Below are 18,306 nucleotides of genomic sequence, written 5' to 3' on the forward strand. Positions count from 1 at the left end.
CCACCGGCCTCACGCCGCTACAGCGCCCTGATCAGCCGGGCGTGGATGCGGCAGACGCTCAACGCTTCCCGGGGCGGGTCACTGCAGAGCCGCCCCAGTTCCCGGTTCAAGCCCTGAGGCTCCGCCATCGGCAGGCTTTCCACGGGAGTGCTCATCACTGCACCTCCTTTGAGACACCTGAGAGACGCGTAGTCTCACCACTAGGGTGCTGGGTGGACTTCAAACTTCAGGAAGCTTTCCTACCCAGGGAGTAACCAAGTTCCCGCCTCAGTCAGCGGCCAATCGCCCCGACATAGGCCGCCACCTGAAGGTCGACACCGGTAATGGCGGTGCCCACCACCACGGCATCGGCTCCCTGCTGCAACGCCGAACGGGCCTGATCGGCCGTGGCGATGCCCCCCTCACAGATCAGGCTGGTGCTGGCAGGCAACTGCTGGCGCAGTGGGGCCAGCAGCTCCCAGGCGGGCGGCCGTGAGCCCGCGGTGGTCTCCGTGTAGCCGAACAACGTGGTGCCCACCCACTGGCAGCCAAGGGCGGCCGCCCGCAAGCCGTTATCCACGGAATCGATATCAGCCATCAGTGGGGCACGGAGATCCCCTGAGGCCCGGCGCACCAAATCAGCCAGGTCCTGACCAGCGGGGCGATGCCGGTCGGTGGCATCCAGTGCAATCACATCGGCTCCAGCCGCCCACACCGCCTGGATCTCCTCCCAGCCTGGGGTGATGTAGACGGAACTATCTGGGAAGGTGCGTTTCCACAGGCCCACGATCAGGGCCTCCGGGCAGCGGCGCCGCACCGCGCCGATGTGATCGGGACTCTCCAAGCGCACACCGATGGCGCCATTGCGCAGGCTGGCTTCCGCCATGGCCGCAATCACCTGGGGATCCCGCATCGGCGACCCCTCCGGCGCCTGCACGGACACGATCAAGCCCCCCTGGAGGGCTGCACGCTCAAGCCGCACGGGGAAGCTCCGCATCAGCCTGGACATCCGGGAGCCAACTGCGCAGCCGGGCCAGCGCCGGATGGCTGGGAGCTGGTGCCGGACGCGACAGCCGCGGCAGCACTGGCAGCTGCTGCACCGGGGGGGAAACTGGAAGCTGCGCGGGCTCCAGGGGTGGCTGAGTACTGGCGATGGTGGGAGCCTCCAGCAGCTCCTGCCACCACACCAGGCTCTCCGCCTGGGCCAGCTCCTGCATCAGTGCAGGCAGGGAACTGACGCCCTGGCGATGTACCCACAAACTGGACAGCCGCTGCAGGGCTGCCGCATCGCGGCGTTGTAACGCAGCGCTGAGCTCCTGGCGCAGGGCCTGCCGCCGGGCCAGGGGAGAGGGTGCGGCAGCAGGACGGACAGGCAAGGGGCGCACAGACATCAGGAGAGCTTGCGATCCAGCAGGGGGCGGATCAACAGAAACAGCCCAGCCGCCAGGGCCGCCAACACCCCCAGGCAGCTGGCAGCGCTCAGCTCCCCATAGGGGGCCTGCAGCACCAGGGCCGAAAGGGAAAAGTTGCCGGCGTAGGCCGCACGGATGGGTTCAATGGCGAAGGTAAGGGGATTCAGGGCCGCAAGCCAGCCCAACCAGGGCGGCATGAACGAAATCGGTGCCAGGGCCGTGCTGGCGAACAGCAGCGGCAGGTTGGCTACAAAGATCACCGCAATCAGCTCGATGTGGCCCGGCAGGGCAAAGGCCAGCCCGAGGCTCAGACCCGTCACGGCAAACACGAGCAGCAGCAGGGTCACCAAGACCAGCAGCAGGCCCGCCCCACCGGGCCAGCCGTAGCCCAACAACCAGGCGGTGCCCATGATCGCCAGGCTCTGCACCAGGCTCAGGGAGGTGATGTAGAGCACCGAGGCCAGCACGATCGAGCTGCGGGAGCGCAGCGGGGCCACCAGCAGCCGGTTCAGAAAACCGAATTCCCGGTCGAACATCACCGGCAGGCCCGCGTTGAGGGCGGCACTGAAGGCCGTGAACACAATCACGCCGGCCCCCAGGAAGCGGCCATAACTCATGCCATCGGGGAGCAGGCCTTCCGGGGCATTGGCAAACAGAGCCCCAAACAGCACCAGCCAGATCAGCGGTTGCAACACACCAGCCACCAGGGTGGAGGGCCTCCGCGCCAGCTGCAGGAACAGCCGCTTGGTGAGGGCCAGGGTTTCCTGGCTGAGATCGGCAAGGGCCGAGTGGTTGCCCATATCGGGCGTCACGGGGCTGAGCAGAGAGGGGGTGGCGCTGGTCATTGCTGGTGGAACGGGGAACACGAACTCAACGGGGCAGAGATCAACGCATGGACTGCTTGCGCTCCTCCTTGGCATCGCGGCTGCCAGCCACCGCCAGCTCCGCATCCATCAGGGTGCGGCCCGTGGCCTGCAGATACACGTCGTCGAGGCTGGGGCGGCTCTGGGCCAGGGCGAACACGGGCAGCTGTGCTTCAGCCAGCTGGCGACGCAGCTGCTCCGCCACTCCGTCATGCTCCACCACCAGGTTGAGCGAAAAGCCCTGGGCCCGGTTCACAACCACCTGGCGCACACCCGCACAGCCCTGCAAAAGCTGCTGCACCCGCAGGGCCTCGGGCTCATCACTGAACTCCCGCACTCGCAGGGTCACCCGGTCTCCGCCCAGGGCCGCCTTCAGCTCGGAAGGCCTGCCCTCGGCGATCACCCGGCCGTTCTCAATGATCGCCAGATGATCCGCAAGGGCATCCACCTCCTCGAGGTAATGGCTGCTCAGCAACACCGTGGTGCCCTGATCACGCAGCTGCTGCAACACCTGCCAGATGGCAGCTCGGCTCTCGATATCCAGCCCCACAGTGGGCTCATCCAGCACCAGCACCTGGGGCCGGTGCAGCAGCCCGGAGGCCAGATCCAGGCGGCGGCGCATACCCCCGGAATAGGTGCCGCAGCGACGATCAATCCAGTCGCCCATGGCCAGCAGGTCCTCCAGTTCAGCGATGCGCCGATCGCGCTCCGCCTTGGGCAGGTGATAGAGGTCGCCCTGGAGTTGGAGCAGCTCGCGGCCACTGAGGATCTTGTCGAGCGCCACCTCCTGGGCCACGTAGCCGAGGCGTTCGCGCACGCCGCGGGGATCCACCAAGCCATCCACCCCAGCCACCCGCACACTGCCGGAACTGGGGGCGAGCAGGGTGGCGAGGATCCGCAGGGTGGTGGTTTTACCGGCGCCGTTGGGCCCTAACAGGCCATAGAGGCTGCCCTTGGGCACCGACAAGCTGAGACCCCGCAAGGCCTCCACCGCCTTGTCGCCTTTGCCGTAACGCTTGCAGACGTCGTGGAGCTGGATCACCGCTTCTGGCACCGCCGGGGAACTCCGCTCAGCCGTTTTGAAAACCCAATTTAGAAAGTCCTCTGCCACCCAGTGGTGGCAAGCCCTAGCAACTCGAGCCCCTGGTGGCTGAATTGGGCACCGGCGGGCATCCGGGCGATCAGCAGCAGCAGGCAGATGCCGAACAGATAGAGGATCGACCAGCGGAACAGCCCCTTGGCCCGCTGCAGGTCGTCGGGGGCCTGCTGGAGAGCCCAGGCCATCTGCAGGAGCCTGCCGTTGAAGGGAAGCAGCAACAGGCCATAGAGCAAACCACCCGAGGGCAAGGCCCAGATGCCGAGCACACTCAGCCCAACGGTGGCAAGGGCATAGAGGCCAATGGCCTGGGCGGTGGCGGGAGCCCCTTTCACCACCGGCAGCATCGGAATGCCCACGGAGCGGTAGTCGTCCTTGAGCAGCAGGGCGAGGGCCCAGAAATGGGCGGGGGTCCACACCATCACCAGGCCAAACAACCACCAGCTGCTCAAACCCAGATGTCCCGTGGCCGCAGCGGCCCCCACCAGGGGCGGGATGGCCCCCGCCACCCCGCCGATCACGATGTTCTGGCTGGTGCGGGGCTTGAGCAGCACCGTGTAGAGCAGCACATAGCTGCAGAGCCCGAGCAGCGAGAGGCCCGCCGCCAGGCAGTTCACCCCTCCCACCAACAGGGTTGAGGCGGTGAGGGCCAGGGCCACGGCAATGGCAAAGGCCGTGGTGACCGACAGACGACCGGAGGGCAGAGCACGGCCGCTGGTGCGCTGCATGCGGCCATCGAGTTCCTGCTCCCAGAGGCAATTGAGCACTCCGGCAGCAGCGGCGGCCAGGGCGCCACCACCGAGGGTGCAGGCCAAGCGGGCTGGGGGCAGGGGCCAGCCCTCGGAGAGGGCCATGCCGCCCAGGGTGGTGGCCAGCAGCAGCGGAATCAGCCGCGGCTTTGCGATCTCCAACCAGGGGGGCAGGCGCAGGCGTGCCCGCGAAGGCACCACCTGTTCCCGCGTGAGCCGGGGTGTTGCTGAAACCGGTGCACTAACCACGGGCCACCTCCAGGGATGTTTGGGCCCAGCAGCTGCGGCCAAGCCAGCTGCGGGCGGTAAGGGCGGAAAGCACGGCCACCAGCAGGGCCGCCGTGAGCTGGTGGGCCACGGTGACCGCCGGCACCGAGAGGCTCAGCCGCAGGCTGGCGACCCCCAGGGCGATCTGAAGCACCACCAGCAGGGCGGCCAGGGTGGCCAGGGGGCGTTCAGAGCGCAGCCGCCACCAGGCCAGGGCCGCCAGCAGCAGCACGGCCAGGGCCGCCGGCGTGGCCAGCAGGCGATGGCCGTAGAGCCAGCCACAGCCCTCGCCGGAGCTGAAGCAGCGGCCAGCCGCCCACTGGGTGGCCATCAGACCCCCCATCAGGCATTGGGCCAGCACAGCCGTGGCAACCACAGGGGTCAGCCACGCCCACCAGCTCGGCAACGGCAACCGGGAGGCGCTGTTTAAGCCCTGATGGCAACCGCTCACCAACGCCACGAGCACCAAGGCCGTGACCAGGTGAGCCGTAACCACCCCAAACGGCAACAACTGGGTGACCGTGAGGGCACCCAGAGCCCCCTGCCCTGCCACGAGCAGGAGGGTTGCCGTGGCCAGAGCCGGTAGCCAGCGGGGCAGGCGCGAGCGCCAGATCCAGCTGGCTGCGGTGAGCACCAGCACGCCGACACCTACCACGAAGGCATCGAGGCGGTGAAACCACTCCAGAAACACCTGGAGGTTCATCTGGGGCCCCGGCAGCAGGGAGCCGTAACAGAGCGGCCAGTCGGGACAGGCCAGGCCGGCCTCCATCACCCGGGTAGCGCCGCCGATAGCCACCAGGGCCACCAGGGCGATCAACAGATGGGCCGTGAGGCTGGCGAGCCGACGGCCAATGGGATCAGCGGACTCACCAAGGAGAGGCGAGGCCAGGCGCTGGGGTGATTGCAAACTCGGCGCTGCCATGCCTCGCTCAGGCCTGTTGGCGCTCACGCTAATGACAACAATTAAAAGCGCTTGGCTAGCGCGATGAGGCCGGGGAAGAGCGACATCAACAGTGATAGTTGGGTGAGCAATCCCACACGCCAACTGAGGCCTGATGGGCTGATTGACACAGCAGGCAACAGCAACCACGACAGGCGAGACGAATCTCCATAGGCTGGAGCGGTTATGCCCCGGGAAGATGCCCATTCCCGCCACAATCCTGACGCTGCTGGCAGGAATGGCCCTTGTCCTGGCTGGCCTTTGGGTCGGTCAGAACGTCAACCTGCTCCCCCTGGATGCCAGCGCCAATGCACCGGTTTATGACGAACTTTTTAAGGTTCTGTTCAGCATTGGCACGATTCTGTTCGTTGGCATCACGGGCCTCATCCTGTTCAGCCTGGTGCGCTTTCGCCGGCGCTCTGGTGATCGCACAGATGGCCTGGCCATCGAAGGCAATCTGCCGCTGGAAATTTTATGGACAGCGATCCCCGCGATTGTGGTGCTGTTTGTAGGGATTTACAGCTACGACATCTATGACCGCATGGGTGGTATGACCCCGCTCAACGACCACAGCGCCCATGTCATGGCGGCTGGCGACGACAGGGGCCGCACCTGGGCCGGCATCAGCCCTGCTGCCATCGATGCCGAGGCCGGCACCGCGGCCCTGCCCATCGACGTGACGGCGATGCAGTTCGCCTTCATCTTCCACTACCCCGACGCGGACATCACCAGTGGGGAGCTGCACGTGCCCGTCGGGCAACCGGTGGCGCTCCACATGAAGGCCAACGACGTGATCCACGCCTTCTGGGTGCCCCAGTTCCGCCTCAAGCAGGACGTGATTCCCGGCCAGCCGACGCTGCTCAGCTTCACCGCCACCAGACCAGGGCGCTACCCGATCGTGTGCGCAGAGCTCTGCGGGCCGTACCACGGCGGCATGCGCTCCACGGTGGTCGTCGATGAGCCCGACACCTTCGCCGACTGGGTGGCCAAGAACAGTCCAGCGCCAACACCTGCCACTCCCACACCGGTGCAGTCATGACCCTCAGCCTCTCGCCGCCCACCACCCCCAGTGCACCGCAGCCGCTGCAACCCCAGGGCTGGCTGCGCTATCTGAGCTTCAGCACCGACCACAAAGTGATCGGCCTGCAATATCTGGTGTGCGGCTTTCTGTTCTACCTGGTGGGTGGCGCCCTAGCGGGAGCCATCCGCACCGAGCTCTTAACGCCGATCAGTGATTTCCTGCCACGGGAAACCTACAACGAAATTCTCACCCTGCACGGCACGGTGATGATCTTTCTTTGGATCGTGCCGGTGGTGAATGGAGCCTTTGGAAACTATCTGATTCCCTTCTACGTGGGCGCGCGGGACATGGCCTTCCCCCGCCTCAATGCCGTGGCCTTCTGGCTGATTCCACCGGCGGGGCTGCTGTTGATCAGCAGCTATTTCATCGGCAGCGCCGCTCAATCGGGCTGGACCGCCTATCCACCCCTGAGCCTCACCACCCCAGCCACTGGCCAGGTACTGTGGATCCTGAGTGTGTTGCTCTTGGGCGGCAGCTCAATCTTTGGCGGCATCAACTTCATCGCCACGATCCTCAAGCTGCGCAGGCCAGGCTTGAAGTTGATGCAACTCCCGATGTATTGCTGGGCCATGCTGGGCACCAGCATTCTGGTGGTGCTCTCCACGCCGGTATTGGCGGGCACGCTGGTACTGCTCAGCTTCGATATCATTGCCCACACCGGCTTCTTCAATCCAGCCCTTGGCGGCAATGCGGTGGTGTATCAGCACCTGTTCTGGTTCTACTCCCACCCGGCTGTATACATCATGGTACTACCAGCCTTCGGGCTGGTGAGTGAAATCCTGCCGATCCATGCCCGCAAACCGCTGTTCGGCTACACCACCATGGTGTATTCGATCATGGGCATTGTGTTTCTGGGCCTGATCGTATGGGCTCACCACATGTTCACCAGTGGCACCCCGCCCTGGATGCGGCTGTTCTTCACGATCGCCACCGCGTTCATCGCCGTTCCCACAGGCATCAAGTTCTTCAACTGGCTCGCCACCCTCTGGGGAGGCAAATTGGCGCTCAATTCAGCCATGCTGTTTTCCTGCGCCTTCATTGTGAACTTCGTGTTCGGCGGCATTACCGGCGTTGCCCTCGCCCAGGTGCCGTTCGACATCCACGTGCATGACACCTACTTCGTGGTGGCTCATTTCCACTACATCGTCTACGGGGGCACTGTGTTTGTGATCTTCGCCTCCGTTTACCACTGGTATCCGAAGTTCACCGGACGGATGCTGAACGAGCCCCTCGGCCGGATCCACTTCCTGCTCACCTTCGTGGGCTTCAACCTCTGCTTCGCTCCCCAGCACTGGCTCGGCCTCAATGGCATGCCGCGGCGCGTGGCTGAGTACGACCCCCAGTTCCAGCTGATCAACCAGCTCAGCAGCGTGGGAGCCCTGCTGATGGCCATCAGCACTCTGCCCTTCCTGATCAACGTGCTCCATAGCGCGTTCAAGGGCACCATCGCGGGCGATAACCCCTGGAATGCCCTCACCCCCGAGTGGCTCACGAGCTCACCGCCACCGGTGGAGAACTGGATCGGCGAAGCCCCCCTAGTAACAGAGCCCTACGGCTACGGCCTTAAGCCAGGCGAACTCGATCTCGCCGCCACCTCCGGCCGCCAGCTGTGGAGCAGCGGCAAACCCGATAACCGCTGAGGTCACGGCCATGACAACCCTGAGCACCAACACCCAAACCAGCACCGAACACCAGATGGAAGGCCATGGCGGCCATCCCGATTTCCGCCTGTTCGGCCTGGCCACCTTCCTGGTGGCCGATGGCATGACCTTTGCCGGCTTCTTCGCCGCCTATCTCACGTTTCGGGCCGTGAACCCCCTGCCGGCTGGCTCCAGCTATGAGCTCGAGCTGCTGCTGCCCACCATCAACACACTGCTGTTACTGGTGAGCAGTCTCACCTTCCACAGGGCCGGATCAGCACTCAAGGCCGGTAACAATCCCCTGTGCCGGCGCTGGCTGGTACTCACGGCTGCTCTGGGCTTCACATTCCTGGCCGGCCAGATGAAGGAGTACTTCTCCCTGCCCTTCGGCCTCACCGACAACCTGTTCGCCAGCACCTTCTATGCGATCACCGGCTTCCACGGCCTGCATGTGACCCTGGGGGGGCTCATGATCCTGATCGTCTGGTGGCAGAGCCGGCCCGGTGGCCGGGTGAGCCAGCACAATCTGTTTCCCCTGGAAGCTACCGAGCTCTACTGGCACTTCGTGGATGGGATCTGGGTAGTGCTTTACGGGATTCTCTATCTGCTGTGAGCCTGGCCTGAACTGGGGACGACGCAGCTGGCTGACCCGAATCATCACGGGATGACCATTATTCTCAGGTTGTGCCCTTGCCTCTGAACGCAATCGATCGGCACAATTGTTGCGTACTAGGGCCGTGTCGCCGGTGTTTGTCGAAGAGAAAGTCACCGCCCAAGTGCCGATGCTGCAGGGCAAGGCGCTGCTGGACAAGGCCCGATCCCTGAGCAATCGTCCGGAGGACCAGATCGCGCGGGCCTGCGGCTATGTCGGTCCTAGCGGCCGGGTGCTGAAAAAGAGCTTCTACCGCGCTCTTGTGGAGGCCAAGGGCTACAGCTTGCCCTCCGCAAGCTCCAGCGGCAGCGGCAGCAAGGGTCGCCAGGCCGAGTTCCGCACCCGTGTGCATGGCAATGGCAACCTGCTGATTGGCCACGCCTACACCCGGCGCATGGGCCTGGAGCCCGGCCAGGAATTCAAGATTGAAATTCACCACGAGACAGGAGCCATCTGGCTACTGCCTATGGAAGGCGATGGCGCGGTGTCCGCCGGCACGGACAGCGCCGATAACCACTGAACCATTGCTGCAGACGACCCTTCAAGCCAGCGGGGATCCCCCAGCGGCATCCGAGCGATCCCGCTCATGAAAGGCGGCGCTGAACACCAGCAGATCAATGCCGCTGAACAGGAAGCTGATCCCCACAAGGATGCCGAGCACGCTCAGCAAGCCGCCGGCCCGCATGGTCACGATGATCAGGCCGAGCAGGAGCGTCACGACACCATTGGCTAAACCCCAGCCCCAGCCAGGCATGTCGGTGTGGGAGAGCGACACGATGATGGCCACCACACCCTCCACCAGGAACACAATGCCGATGGCAAAGGCCAGAGCCGTGACCTGGGCTGCAGCAGGCACAATGCCGGCACTGAACTGCTGAATGATCCAGGCGCCGGTGACCAGAAACAGGGTGGACACCACCAGGCGCCAAAAGCAATGCCACCGACTCAGCCGCCGAGCGCGGTTGAGGTTGTTGACCCAGCCGATGATGCCGCCCACCAGAAAGGCCAGGGCCACCACCACCGTGACCCAGGCGGATGCAACCACGGGAAAGATCAGTGCCAGCAGGCCGAGCACGAGCAGCAGGATGCCCTCGGCAATGGTGAAGCTGCGAAGGGAGCTCCGATCGAGCTCCGGTTTGTCAGAAACCATGGGAGGTGTTCAGTCGAACACGTACCCCCGGAACGTAGGCATGACGCCAGGCCTCGTCAGCCCCAGCCATGCTCCGCCAACCAGGCGCCCGTGATCTCCGGCGATGGGGCGTTAGGCCGGCCCTTGGTTCCCGTGAGGAGCCGTTCGGTGTATTTGGCCAGCAGATCGGCCTCGAGATTCACCACATCCCCCACCCGCAACCGCTGCAGGGTGGTGCTGGCCCAGGTATGAGGAATCACGGCGATCCAAAACTCCGCACCATCGGGGCTGCAGCCCGCCACGGTGAGGCTGATGCCATCCACCGCCACCGAGGCTTTCTCGCAGATATAGCGGCCGTAGAGAGCCTCATCCCAGCGGAGAGCCAGGCGCCAGGAGGCGGGCTGTTGCTCGATGGCCACCACCGTGCCCAAGCCATCCACATGGCCACTCACCAGATGGCCGCCAAGACGATCCGCCAACCGCAGGGCAGGCTCGAGGTTGACCCAATCCCGCCGCTCGGCCTTCGCCGCCAGGGTGCTGCGCCCCAGGGTCTCCTCACTCACATCGACATCGAAGCCAGTGGCGGAGCGGTGGGTCACGGTGAGACAGACACCATCTACCGCAACGCTGTCGCCCAGTGCCAGACAGGCGGGATCGAGGCCTGCTCCCGCGGGGATCAACACCTGCAGCCCTCCGGCGCGGCGCTGCACTTGCCCCACGGCCTGCACCAGACCGGTAAACATGCGGCGCCCCTGTCAACGATGGCCATAATCGGGCACAGGGCCCCGAGGGCAAACTGTGGTTGAAATGCGCGTTGCCGGCATCGCGCTGGATGCGGCCAGTCGCAGCCCGATTGTGCTCCTACGCGACCCCTCCGGCCGCCGCCAGGTGCCGATCTGGATCGACCAGGCCCAGGCCCAGAACATCATGGCGGGGCTCAAACAGGAGCAGTCGCCACGCCCCCTCAGCCACGATCTGATGGCCAGCCTGATGGCGTCTGGCGGCCTCACTCTGGAGCGGGTAATCATCCACGCCATTGAATCGGCCACCTTCCGGGCGGTGCTGAAGCTCAGGGACGCAGACGACAAGGCCAGCGAACTGGATGCACGCCCCAGCGACGCCATCGCCCTCGCCCTGCGCACCGGCAGCAGCATCTGGATGTTGGAGGAAGTGGTGGCCGACGCCTCCATCCCCGTGGATGCCGAGGCCGATGCAGAGGATGCCGCCGATTTCCGCCGCTTCCTCGACGGCATCAGTCCCGCGGAACTGGTGCGCAACGTGAACAAGGCCCGCAGCGAAGCCAAACAGGCCAATCGCGACAGTGACGACGGCCAAGAGCAAGACGGGGAGGACACCCCTGGCTGAGCGGCGTGCTTTCGGCCGAGGGCGCCCGGTGTCGGCGTTCACCCTCGGCACCATGCGGGCCGTGGAAGGGCCCCGGCAGATGGCGGCGGTGCTGGAGGCAGCCCTCAGCGCCGGCATCAACCACCTGGAAACCGCTCCCGCCTACGGACCGGCGGAGGCCTACCTAGGCCAGGCCCTGGCCGCGCTCGACGCCCGTGATCCCGGCGCCCGCGCCGAGCTGGTGCTCACCAGCAAGCTGCTGCCGGGCACGGATCTAGCCGCGGCCCAACAGCAACTGCGCGACTGTCTCGCGCGCCTGGGCAGCCCGCAACTCGACAACCTGGCGGTGCATGGCCTCAACCGCCCGGAACATCTGGAGTGGGCCTTAGGGGGACCCGGCTCGGAGCTGCTGGCCTGGGCCCTGGGGGAGGGTCTGGCGGCCCAGGTGGGCTTCTCCAGCCACGGCAGCAACGAGCTGATCGAGAGGGCCCTGGCCTCGGAACGCTTCAGCTTCTGCAGCCTGCATGTGCATCTGTTCGACCAGACGCGCCTGCCCCTGGCCCGCACCGCCCTGGCCGAGGGCATCGGCGTGCTGGCCATTTCCCCCGCCGATAAGGGGGGGCGCCTCTACGACCCACCACCCGAGCTGAGCACCGCCTGCGCCCCATTTCATCCCCTCGAGCTGGCCTACCGCTTCCTGCTGGAGGAGGGGATCTCCACCTTGAGCCTGGGAGCAGCCCAGCCCTCGGATCTGATCTGGGCCAGGTGCTGGCAGGCGGGGGAGCTGCAGGGCGCAGCCCCCGCGCTGGCTGCAGCCCTGCAACGGCTGCAGCAGCAGGCCGCTGAGCAGCTCGGCACCGATCTCTGCGGCCAGTGCCGCGCCTGCCTGCCTTGCCCCAACGCCGTGCCCATTCCCGAACTGCTGCGGCTGCGCAACCTGGCCGTGGGCCACGGCATGGAGGCCTTCGCCCAGGAGCGTTACAACCTGGTCGGCCGCGCCGGCCACTGGTGGGAAGAGCACAACGCCACGACCTGCAACCGCTGCGGCGACTGCCTGCCCCGCTGCCCCCACCAACTGCCGATTCCCGTTCTGCTGGCGGACACCCACCAGCGCCTGGCGGCAGCGCCCCGGCGGCGACTCTGGGGCTAGAGGCTCTCGGGCGCCGCCCGGTCCCACAGATCCTGGCGACGCTGCCGCTCCATGGCCGTGAGGGGCTCCAGGTTGGTGCAGCGGGCCAGCACCGCTGGTGGGGGCAGCAGCAACCCCCGCAACTGCCGGGGCCACCGCTTCAGGGCAGGTGCCAGCTGCTCCCGGGGCAGTGGTGGCACCCAGCCCCCCGCCAGCAGACGGTCGAGCAGGGGCAGGGTGAGGCCATCACGCAGCCATTCGAGCGGCAGGGACTTGGAGGCCGCCGCGGGGCGCAGCAGTAGGTTCCACCAGAGGGGGGATCCGGAGGCCGGCAGCAGGGCCTGGAGCCGTGGATCACTGATCAGCAGGGGGACGGCCCGATGGCTGGGCACCACCACCCCATCGGCGTCGCCGGCCAGCAGGAGGTTGAGGCCATCGCGCTCATCAAAGGCCAGGGCCTGCTGCCGCAGCTGCCGCAGGGGATCCGTCCGGAGGGTGAGGCGTGTGGCCAGCTCCATCACCACCCTGGGGCTGGAGGGCAGCACGAGCTTGCGGCACAGGCTGGGATCCAGCAGCAGATCCCAGCCCTCTGCCCCACGCCGCACGAGATCTGGACGGTTGCGCAACACCAGCACCCAGGTGCCAAAGGCCCAGGGAAAGGCCAGGGCCGGGGAGCCCTCGGGCTGGAACAGGCGACTCACCGGCGCAGCCATCGGCGCGAGTTGGGCCAGCAGTTGGGAGGCCACCAAGGGCTGGAGAACCGCGGGGTCGAGCTGAGCGGCCCAGCCATCGCTGAGCTGCAGCAGGGTCGCTGCGGGCGCACCCCGCCCCTGCATCGCCGCCTCCAGCACCGCCGCGGGCGAATCGAGGGGCTGCAGGCGCCAGGGCTTGGGGAGGGCCTTCACCCAGGCCGGCGGCAGCTCGCCACGGGCAGAGAGCAGCAGTGGGTCGTCGCTGCTGCCGCGGCAACCCGCCAGCAAGCCACTGCCAGCCACCGCGCCCCCCAGGGCAGCGAACCGGAGCAGCTGGCGACGGGGAAGCAAGGGGGATTGCACCATGGCGCCGACCCTAGGGCTGGTGCAGCTGACGGCAGGCTCGATCGCAGGCCGCGGCCAGGGCCTCAGGGGTACGGCCGCTGAGTTCCCACAACAGGGCCAAACCGCCGGCTCCCACCCCCTCCTTCACATAGCCCTGCTCGTAGGCCAGCAACTCCGGGGAACGGCACTCGTGGAAGCGCAGGTCCGAAGCAAAGGCCAGGGGCCATTCCCCCCATCGCTGCCGGAGGCGCTGCAACAGCACCCCCAGATCACTGCTGGCCTCATCCGCCACCCAGGCGGTGGTGCCGATGGTCACATGGGCCCCCAGGGCCTGCCGCTGCTGGGGCTTGGCCAGCGCCAGGGCCAGGGCCAGCACCGCCACCATCTGGCTGCCACCAGCCAGGAGCACCGGCAGCTGGGCCTGGGAGGCCTCGAGTACCAGGGCCGCCGCCAGGGCCTGCATCGGATCCCCCACTGCCGCCAGTACCCGTGGCACCACTGGCGGCGGTGGGGCAAGCCCCGTGAGCCCAGCCGCGGCCAAGCCCCTGGCCACCAAGGCAGCCTTGAGGTGGTGGGCTGGGGTGAGCAGGCTCCCGCTCACCAACCCGCCCGCCTCCACCCCCAGGGCCGTGAGCACCGCCTGGGCCGTGGTGGTGCCCCCTGGCACGCATTCAGCCAGCACCAAGGGCTGGCGGGTCCTGGCCAGCCCCCGCCCCCAGCGCTGGCCCAGGGCCAGTAGCTGCTGCACCCGCTTCTCCGGCATCGCCCGCCCGCTGCTAATGCAGCGGGCGGGACCCTGGCCCAGCTGAACATGGACGACAGCTGGGGCCACTGGAGCCCCCAGATCCACCACCAGGGGCTCGAGTCCCAGTTGGGCCGCCACCACCTGGGCGATCAGGGCCGGGCTCACCCCTGCCGGCAACGGCGGCAGGGCATGGGGACGCACGGCGCCAGGGCCCAACAGCAGCAGCTCCGCATCGGCGGCGGCAGTGCAGCGGCGGGCTTCCGGGGTGGCCCCCGCCACTGAGATGCCAGGCACCGCCGCGGGGTCGGTGCCGGCCAGCAGCACCAGCACGCGGCTGTTGGCCGCGGCTGGCGCGATCCGTGCGCACCAGGCCGCGGCCAGCTGGGGATCACCGCTCAGCTGCCGCATCGGCCTCAGAGGGGATCCATCGCCACCAGGGGCCGCAACAGCGGCGGCGGCTCACTGATGGGCGTCTGCAGCCGCGGGAAGATCCAATAGGCCACCGCGTGCAGGGCCAACACGTAGATCAGGTTCTGGACCAGCACCAAACCCAGGGCCATCAGTTGCACTTGGAGCAGATCGGGCCCACCGCCCAGCTGCAGCAGGCCACTGAGTTTCTCCAGCAACTGCGCGGCAGCGGCGGTGATCAACACCCAGAGGTTCTCTCCCAACAACACCGACAGCACCGCCACCCGCACCAGGAAGCCAGCGGCGCCAATCAATAGCCCCACCCCCCAACTGATCCACCAGCTCAGCCGCCGCGTCCAGCACCACCCCAACCAGAGGGCAAGCAAGCCATAGGGGAACAGCACCAACGGCCCGCGAATGGGCCCCATCAGCGCCACCAGCAACAGGGCCGCCACCGCCACCCCCTCCACGCCGCAGCGCCAGTTCTGACGCAGCTGCAACAGGGCGAGAGGTAGGGGCAGGGCCAGACGGAAGAGGGCGCCGCCCACCGGCAGGTAATACAGCCCCACCCAGAGCAGGGCCGTGGCGGCAGCCAGGTAAGCCGTTTCCGTGAGCTGGCGGGCCTGGCGGCGGCTCAGACTGGCCTGGAGGGGAGCATCGAGCTGGCGGGGCTTCCTCATCGCGGAGCCGGAGCCGGGGTACGCAGCGGAGTGGCGCTGGGCTCAGGGCCAGGGGGAATGCGTTCGATGGTTTCCACTTCGAAGGCCACGCCAGCGGCCCGGAGGGCTTCGGTCACCACTTCCGCAGGGGCGGAGGGATCGGCGGCCGGCAACTTGATGGTGACGCGGTAGGGCGACGGAATGCTGGGCTGGGTTTTTGGCTTCGCAGCCAGGGGCGTGGACGCTGGCACGGTGGGCTTGGCCTGGCCGGCCGGCTTCGCCGTAGGCACCGGCTTGGCAGGCACTGCGGGCGGTGCGGCGGCTGGCGCCTTCGGGGCCGGCTGGGGTGCCGAGAAACTGCGGGAGAGCTGATCGCCAAAGGGCGTGCCGCTGCATCCGGCCAGCGCTAGGGGGCCGACCAGCAGAGCCAGGGCGGTGCGCAGGCCCCTACCCATCAGCTATCAGCCGCCTTGATCACCCGCACGGCACTGGCCCGCAGCCGACCGGTCTTGGTGGTGGCGGGTGCCTTCTTGGCTGCCGGTTTCTTGGCGGCAGCTGTCTTGGCCCCACCGGCCGCTGCAGTCTTGCGGCCCTTGCCCTTGCCCGTGGCGGCCTTGGCAGCCAGCAGCTCCACCGCCTGCTCGAGGGTGAGGGTGTCGGCGGTGGTGCCCTCCGGCAGGGAGGCATTCACCTTGCCCTGCTTCACGTAGAGGCCGTAGGGGCCATCAAACAGCTGAATCGCCTCATCGGCGCCTTCGGGGGTGCCGAGATCCTTAAGGGCCGTGCGGCCACCGCGCCCCTTCTTGGGCATGGCCAGCAGTTCCATGGCCCGGGGGAGCTCCACCAGCAGCACGTCGTCCTCGGCCTTAAGGGAGCGGTAGTCCTTCTCGCCCTTGCCCTTGTGATGCACCACGTAGGGCCCAAAGCGGCCCAGCCCGGCCTCGATTCGGCCGCCATCGGGGTGATCACCCAACTGCCGCGGCAAGCGCAGCAGCCCCAGGGCATCCTCCAGGCTGAGCTCTTCGGGCTTGGCACCCTTGGGCAGGGAGGCCCGCTTGGGCTTCGGGTTTTCATCGCTCACCTGGCCACGCTGCACGTAGGGGCCGTACTGGCCGAACAGCAGGTAGACCTGATCGCCGGTTTCGGGATCCTCCCCCAGCGACTCAGGCCCATCCGCCTTTTGCCGAAGGATCAGCTCGGCTTTATCGGCATCGAGATCCGCCGGGGTGATCTCGTTGGGCAGGGTGGCCTTGAGCAACTCCTCAGTGCCGTCATCGGCCACCCGCTTGGTTTCCAGGTAGGCACCGAAGCGCCCGATGCGCACCACACAGGGCAAGCCCTCCAATTCAATGGTGCGAGAGGCCGTGGGGTCGATGTCGCCCTCCCGTTGCTGCACCTGGGTTTCGAGTCCCTCGTCGCCCTTGTAGAAGCTCTCCAGGTAGGGCAGCCACTGCACCTGGCCGTGGGAGATCTCATCAAGGGTGTTCTCCATCCGAGCGGTGAAGCTCGTGTCCACCAGGTCGGGGAAGTGCTCCTCCAGCAGGGCCGTCACGGCAAAGGCCGTGAAGCTGGGGGTGAGGGCGTTGTTCTGGAGGGTGGCGTAGCCGCGGTCCACGATCGTGCCGATGATCGAGGCGTAGGTGGATGGGCGACCGATGCCCTCCTTCTCGAGCATCTTCACCAGGGCCGCTTCGCTGTAGCGGGCGGGCGGCTGGGTCTGGTGGCCGAGGGCCTCCACCGCCTTGCAGGCAGGGCTATCGCCCACCTTGAGGGCCGGTAGCAGCACCTCCTGGCCCTCGAGAGCGGCATCGGGATCATCGGAGCCCTCCACGTAGGCGCGGAAGAAGCCGGCAAAGTCGATGCGCTTGCCGGAGGCGCGGAAGCTGGCGTCGGCGCTCTTCAGCTCTACCGAGAGCATGGTGAGCCGGGCATCCGCCATCTGGCTGGCCACGGTGCGCTTCCAAATCAGCTCATAGAGGGCCAGATCCTTCTCCTTGAGGCCCGTCTCGTTGGGGGTGCGGAAGCTCTCACCAGCGGGACGGATGGCCTCGTGAGCTTCCTGGGCATTGCGGGCCTTGGTGGAAAACTGACGCGGCGAGGGGCTCAGGTAGTCCTTGCCGTACTTCTCCGCCACGCAGCTGCGGGCGGCATTGATGGCCTGATCGCTGAGGTGCACCGAGTCGGTGCGCATGTAAGTGATGAAGCCGCGCTCGTAGAGCCCCTGGGCCGTGCGCATGGTTTCGCGGGCCGAGAGCCGCAGCTTGCGGTTCGCCTCCTGCTGCAGAGTGCTGGTGGTGAAGGGCGGCACCGGCTTGCGCACGGTGGGCTTCTCCTCCACCTCCGCCACGGTCCAGGGGGCGGATTGAACCTGGGCCTGCAGGGCTTGGGCCTCCGCCTCACTGAGCAGCTTCACCTTGCTGCCGGCCTTGAGGCCACCGGTGCTCTCATCGAAATCGGAGCCGCCGGCGATCCGCTCGCCCTTGAGGTGGGTGAGCTTGGCGTCAAAGGCGCTGCCCTCCTGTTGCAGCTGGGCCTTGAGATCCCAGTAACTGCCACTTCTAAAGGCCCGCCGGGCCCGCTCCCGCTGCACCAGCAGGCGCACCGCCACCGACTGCACACGGCCGGCAGAGAGGCCCCAGGCCACCTTTTTCCACAGCAGCGGCGAGAGGGTGTAGCCAACCAGACGATCGAGAATGCGCCGGGTTTCTTGGGCGTGCACCAGCTCCATGTCGAGCTCGCGGGTCTGCTCTAGGGCGCGGCCGATGGCCTCCTTGGTGATCTCGTGGAACACCATGCGCTTCACCGGCACCTTCGGGTTCAGCAGCTGCAGCAGGTGCCAGCTGATGCTCTCCCCTTCCCGGTCTTCGTCCGTGGCCAGCAGCAGCTGGTCGGCGCCCTTGAGCGCGTCCTTGAGTTCCTTCACCACCTTTTTCTTGTCCTTCGGCACCACGTAGAGGGGCTCGAAGTTGTTGGCGGTGTTGACGCCGAGGTTGGCCCACTTCTCACCCTTGTGGGCCGCGGGGATCTCGCTGGCGTTGTTGGGCAGGTCGCGCACGTGCCCCATGGAGGCTTCCACCTTGAAGTCCTTGGGAAGGAACCCGCGGATGGTGCGGGCCTTCGTGGGGCTCTCGACGATGACCAGCGTGTGCGCCACAGGCAGGCGTAAAACCGCTTCC

Annotated in this window: 20 protein-coding genes; 6 read left to right on the plus strand and 14 right to left on the minus strand. The window is 66.9% G+C overall.

Translation table 11 applies throughout. The annotated features are described in order from the left end of the window. Positions 1 to 17: 17 nt before the first annotated feature. From KBZ14_RS12975 to KBZ14_RS13005, 7 genes are all read right to left on the minus strand, one after another. Positions 18 to 155 (minus strand): hypothetical protein, encoded by a 138-nt coding sequence (locus tag KBZ14_RS12975; protein ID WP_255118761.1) that lies wholly within the window; start codon positions 153 to 155, stop codon positions 18 to 20. A 116-nt stretch (positions 156 to 271) separates the two neighbouring features. Continuing rightward, entirely contained in the window at positions 272 to 976 is a 705-nt protein-coding gene (locus tag KBZ14_RS12980; protein ID WP_255118762.1) for an N-acetylmannosamine-6-phosphate 2-epimerase, read from the minus strand. After that, positions 951 to 1,370: a hypothetical protein gene (locus KBZ14_RS12985; RefSeq protein ID WP_255118763.1), complete on the minus strand. Its 420-nt coding sequence runs from the start codon at positions 1,368 to 1,370 to the stop codon at positions 951 to 953. Before KBZ14_RS12985 ends, KBZ14_RS12980 begins: the two co-directional genes overlap by 26 nt. Next, a complete protein-coding gene (locus tag KBZ14_RS12990) occupies positions 1,370 to 2,236 on the minus strand; it encodes an ABC transporter permease (protein ID WP_255118764.1) in 867 nt (288 codons plus the stop codon). The genes KBZ14_RS12985 and KBZ14_RS12990 overlap by 1 nt, the downstream gene beginning before the upstream one ends. 40 nt (positions 2,237 to 2,276) lie before the next feature. Then, entirely contained in the window at positions 2,277 to 3,296 is a 1,020-nt protein-coding gene (locus tag KBZ14_RS12995) for an ABC transporter ATP-binding protein (protein WP_399211046.1), read from the minus strand. 50 nt (positions 3,297 to 3,346) lie between these two features. Beyond that, complete coding sequence (locus tag KBZ14_RS13000) at positions 3,347 to 4,348, minus strand: heme o synthase (RefSeq protein ID WP_255118766.1); 1,002 nt, start codon at positions 4,346 to 4,348, stop codon at positions 3,347 to 3,349. Beyond that, positions 4,341 to 5,288 (minus strand): COX15/CtaA family protein, encoded by a 948-nt coding sequence (locus tag KBZ14_RS13005; protein WP_255118767.1) that lies wholly within the window; start codon positions 5,286 to 5,288, stop codon positions 4,341 to 4,343. The genes KBZ14_RS13000 and KBZ14_RS13005 overlap by 8 nt, the downstream gene beginning before the upstream one ends. 217 nt (positions 5,289 to 5,505) lie before the next feature. Here KBZ14_RS13005 and KBZ14_RS13010 point away from each other — a divergent pair, with 217 nt between their 5' ends. The 4 genes from KBZ14_RS13010 (at position 5,506) to KBZ14_RS13025 (ending at position 9,199) form a co-directional block, all read left to right on the plus strand. After that, positions 5,506 to 6,345 carry a cytochrome c oxidase subunit II gene (locus KBZ14_RS13010; protein WP_255118768.1) on the plus strand — a complete coding sequence of 280 codons (840 nt, stop codon included), beginning with the start codon at positions 5,506 to 5,508 and terminating at the stop codon, positions 6,343 to 6,345. Continuing rightward, on the plus strand, positions 6,342 to 8,027 hold the full coding sequence (ctaD, locus tag KBZ14_RS13015) for a cytochrome c oxidase subunit I (RefSeq protein WP_255118769.1): 1,686 nt from the start codon (positions 6,342 to 6,344) through the stop codon (positions 8,025 to 8,027). The genes KBZ14_RS13010 and ctaD overlap by 4 nt, the downstream gene beginning before the upstream one ends. Before the next feature lie 10 nt (positions 8,028 to 8,037). Then, a complete protein-coding gene (locus tag KBZ14_RS13020) occupies positions 8,038 to 8,640 on the plus strand; it encodes a cytochrome c oxidase subunit 3 (protein ID WP_255118770.1) in 603 nt (200 codons plus the stop codon). 169 nt (positions 8,641 to 8,809) lie between these two features. Then, on the plus strand, positions 8,810 to 9,199 hold the full coding sequence (locus KBZ14_RS13025) for an AbrB family transcriptional regulator (RefSeq protein ID WP_255118801.1): 390 nt from the start codon (positions 8,810 to 8,812) through the stop codon (positions 9,197 to 9,199). 21 nt (positions 9,200 to 9,220) lie between these two features. On the opposite strand, the gene KBZ14_RS13030 is transcribed toward KBZ14_RS13025, so the two are convergent. Together KBZ14_RS13030 and KBZ14_RS13035 are read right to left on the minus strand one after the other, a co-directional pair. Beyond that, positions 9,221 to 9,829, minus strand: coding sequence for an HdeD family acid-resistance protein (locus KBZ14_RS13030; protein WP_255118771.1), 609 nt, complete (start codon positions 9,827 to 9,829; stop codon positions 9,221 to 9,223). A 56-nt stretch (positions 9,830 to 9,885) separates the two neighbouring features. Then, on the minus strand, positions 9,886 to 10,551 hold the full coding sequence (locus KBZ14_RS13035) for a riboflavin synthase (protein WP_255118772.1): 666 nt from the start codon (positions 10,549 to 10,551) through the stop codon (positions 9,886 to 9,888). A gap of 55 nt (positions 10,552 to 10,606) precedes the next feature. Between KBZ14_RS13035 and KBZ14_RS13040 the strand changes: the two genes are divergently transcribed. Continuing rightward, on the plus strand, positions 10,607 to 11,173 hold the full coding sequence (locus tag KBZ14_RS13040; protein ID WP_255118773.1) for a bifunctional nuclease family protein: 567 nt from the start codon (positions 10,607 to 10,609) through the stop codon (positions 11,171 to 11,173). Between the two features lie 52 nt (positions 11,174 to 11,225). Beyond that, positions 11,226 to 12,302 (plus strand): aldo/keto reductase, encoded by a 1,077-nt coding sequence (locus tag KBZ14_RS13045; RefSeq protein ID WP_255118802.1) that lies wholly within the window; start codon positions 11,226 to 11,228, stop codon positions 12,300 to 12,302. Here the strand turns inward: KBZ14_RS13045 and KBZ14_RS13050 are convergent. Genes KBZ14_RS13050 through topA form a run of 5 tightly spaced genes read right to left on the minus strand, consistent with a single transcriptional unit; the run spans position 12,299 to position 18,284 of the window. Continuing rightward, positions 12,299 to 13,339, minus strand: coding sequence for a type 2 periplasmic-binding domain-containing protein (locus KBZ14_RS13050; protein ID WP_255118774.1), 1,041 nt, complete (start codon positions 13,337 to 13,339; stop codon positions 12,299 to 12,301). The genes KBZ14_RS13045 and KBZ14_RS13050 overlap by 4 nt on opposite strands. Before the next feature lie 10 nt (positions 13,340 to 13,349). Next, the gene (gene cobT / locus KBZ14_RS13055) at positions 13,350 to 14,471 is read right to left on the minus strand and encodes a nicotinate mononucleotide-dependent phosphoribosyltransferase CobT (protein WP_255118775.1); all 1,122 of its coding nucleotides are present in this window, start codon (positions 14,469 to 14,471) and stop codon (positions 13,350 to 13,352) included. A gap of 5 nt (positions 14,472 to 14,476) precedes the next feature. After that, a complete protein-coding gene (locus KBZ14_RS13060; protein WP_255118776.1) occupies positions 14,477 to 15,151 on the minus strand; it encodes a DUF2232 domain-containing protein in 675 nt (224 codons plus the stop codon). Further along, positions 15,148 to 15,585, minus strand: a complete 438-nt coding sequence (locus tag KBZ14_RS13065; protein WP_255118777.1) for a hypothetical protein — start codon at positions 15,583 to 15,585, stop codon at positions 15,148 to 15,150. Before KBZ14_RS13065 ends, KBZ14_RS13060 begins: the two co-directional genes overlap by 4 nt. Further along, positions 15,585 to 18,284, minus strand: coding sequence for a type I DNA topoisomerase (gene topA, locus KBZ14_RS13070; RefSeq protein ID WP_255118778.1), 2,700 nt, complete (start codon positions 18,282 to 18,284; stop codon positions 15,585 to 15,587). The genes KBZ14_RS13065 and topA overlap by 1 nt, the downstream gene beginning before the upstream one ends. Positions 18,285 to 18,306: the final 22 nt, after the last annotated feature.

The sequence above is a fragment of the Synechococcus sp. HJ21-Hayes genome, assembly GCF_024345835.1.
Taxonomy (GTDB): Bacteria; Cyanobacteriota; Cyanobacteriia; order PCC-6307; family Cyanobiaceae; genus Vulcanococcus.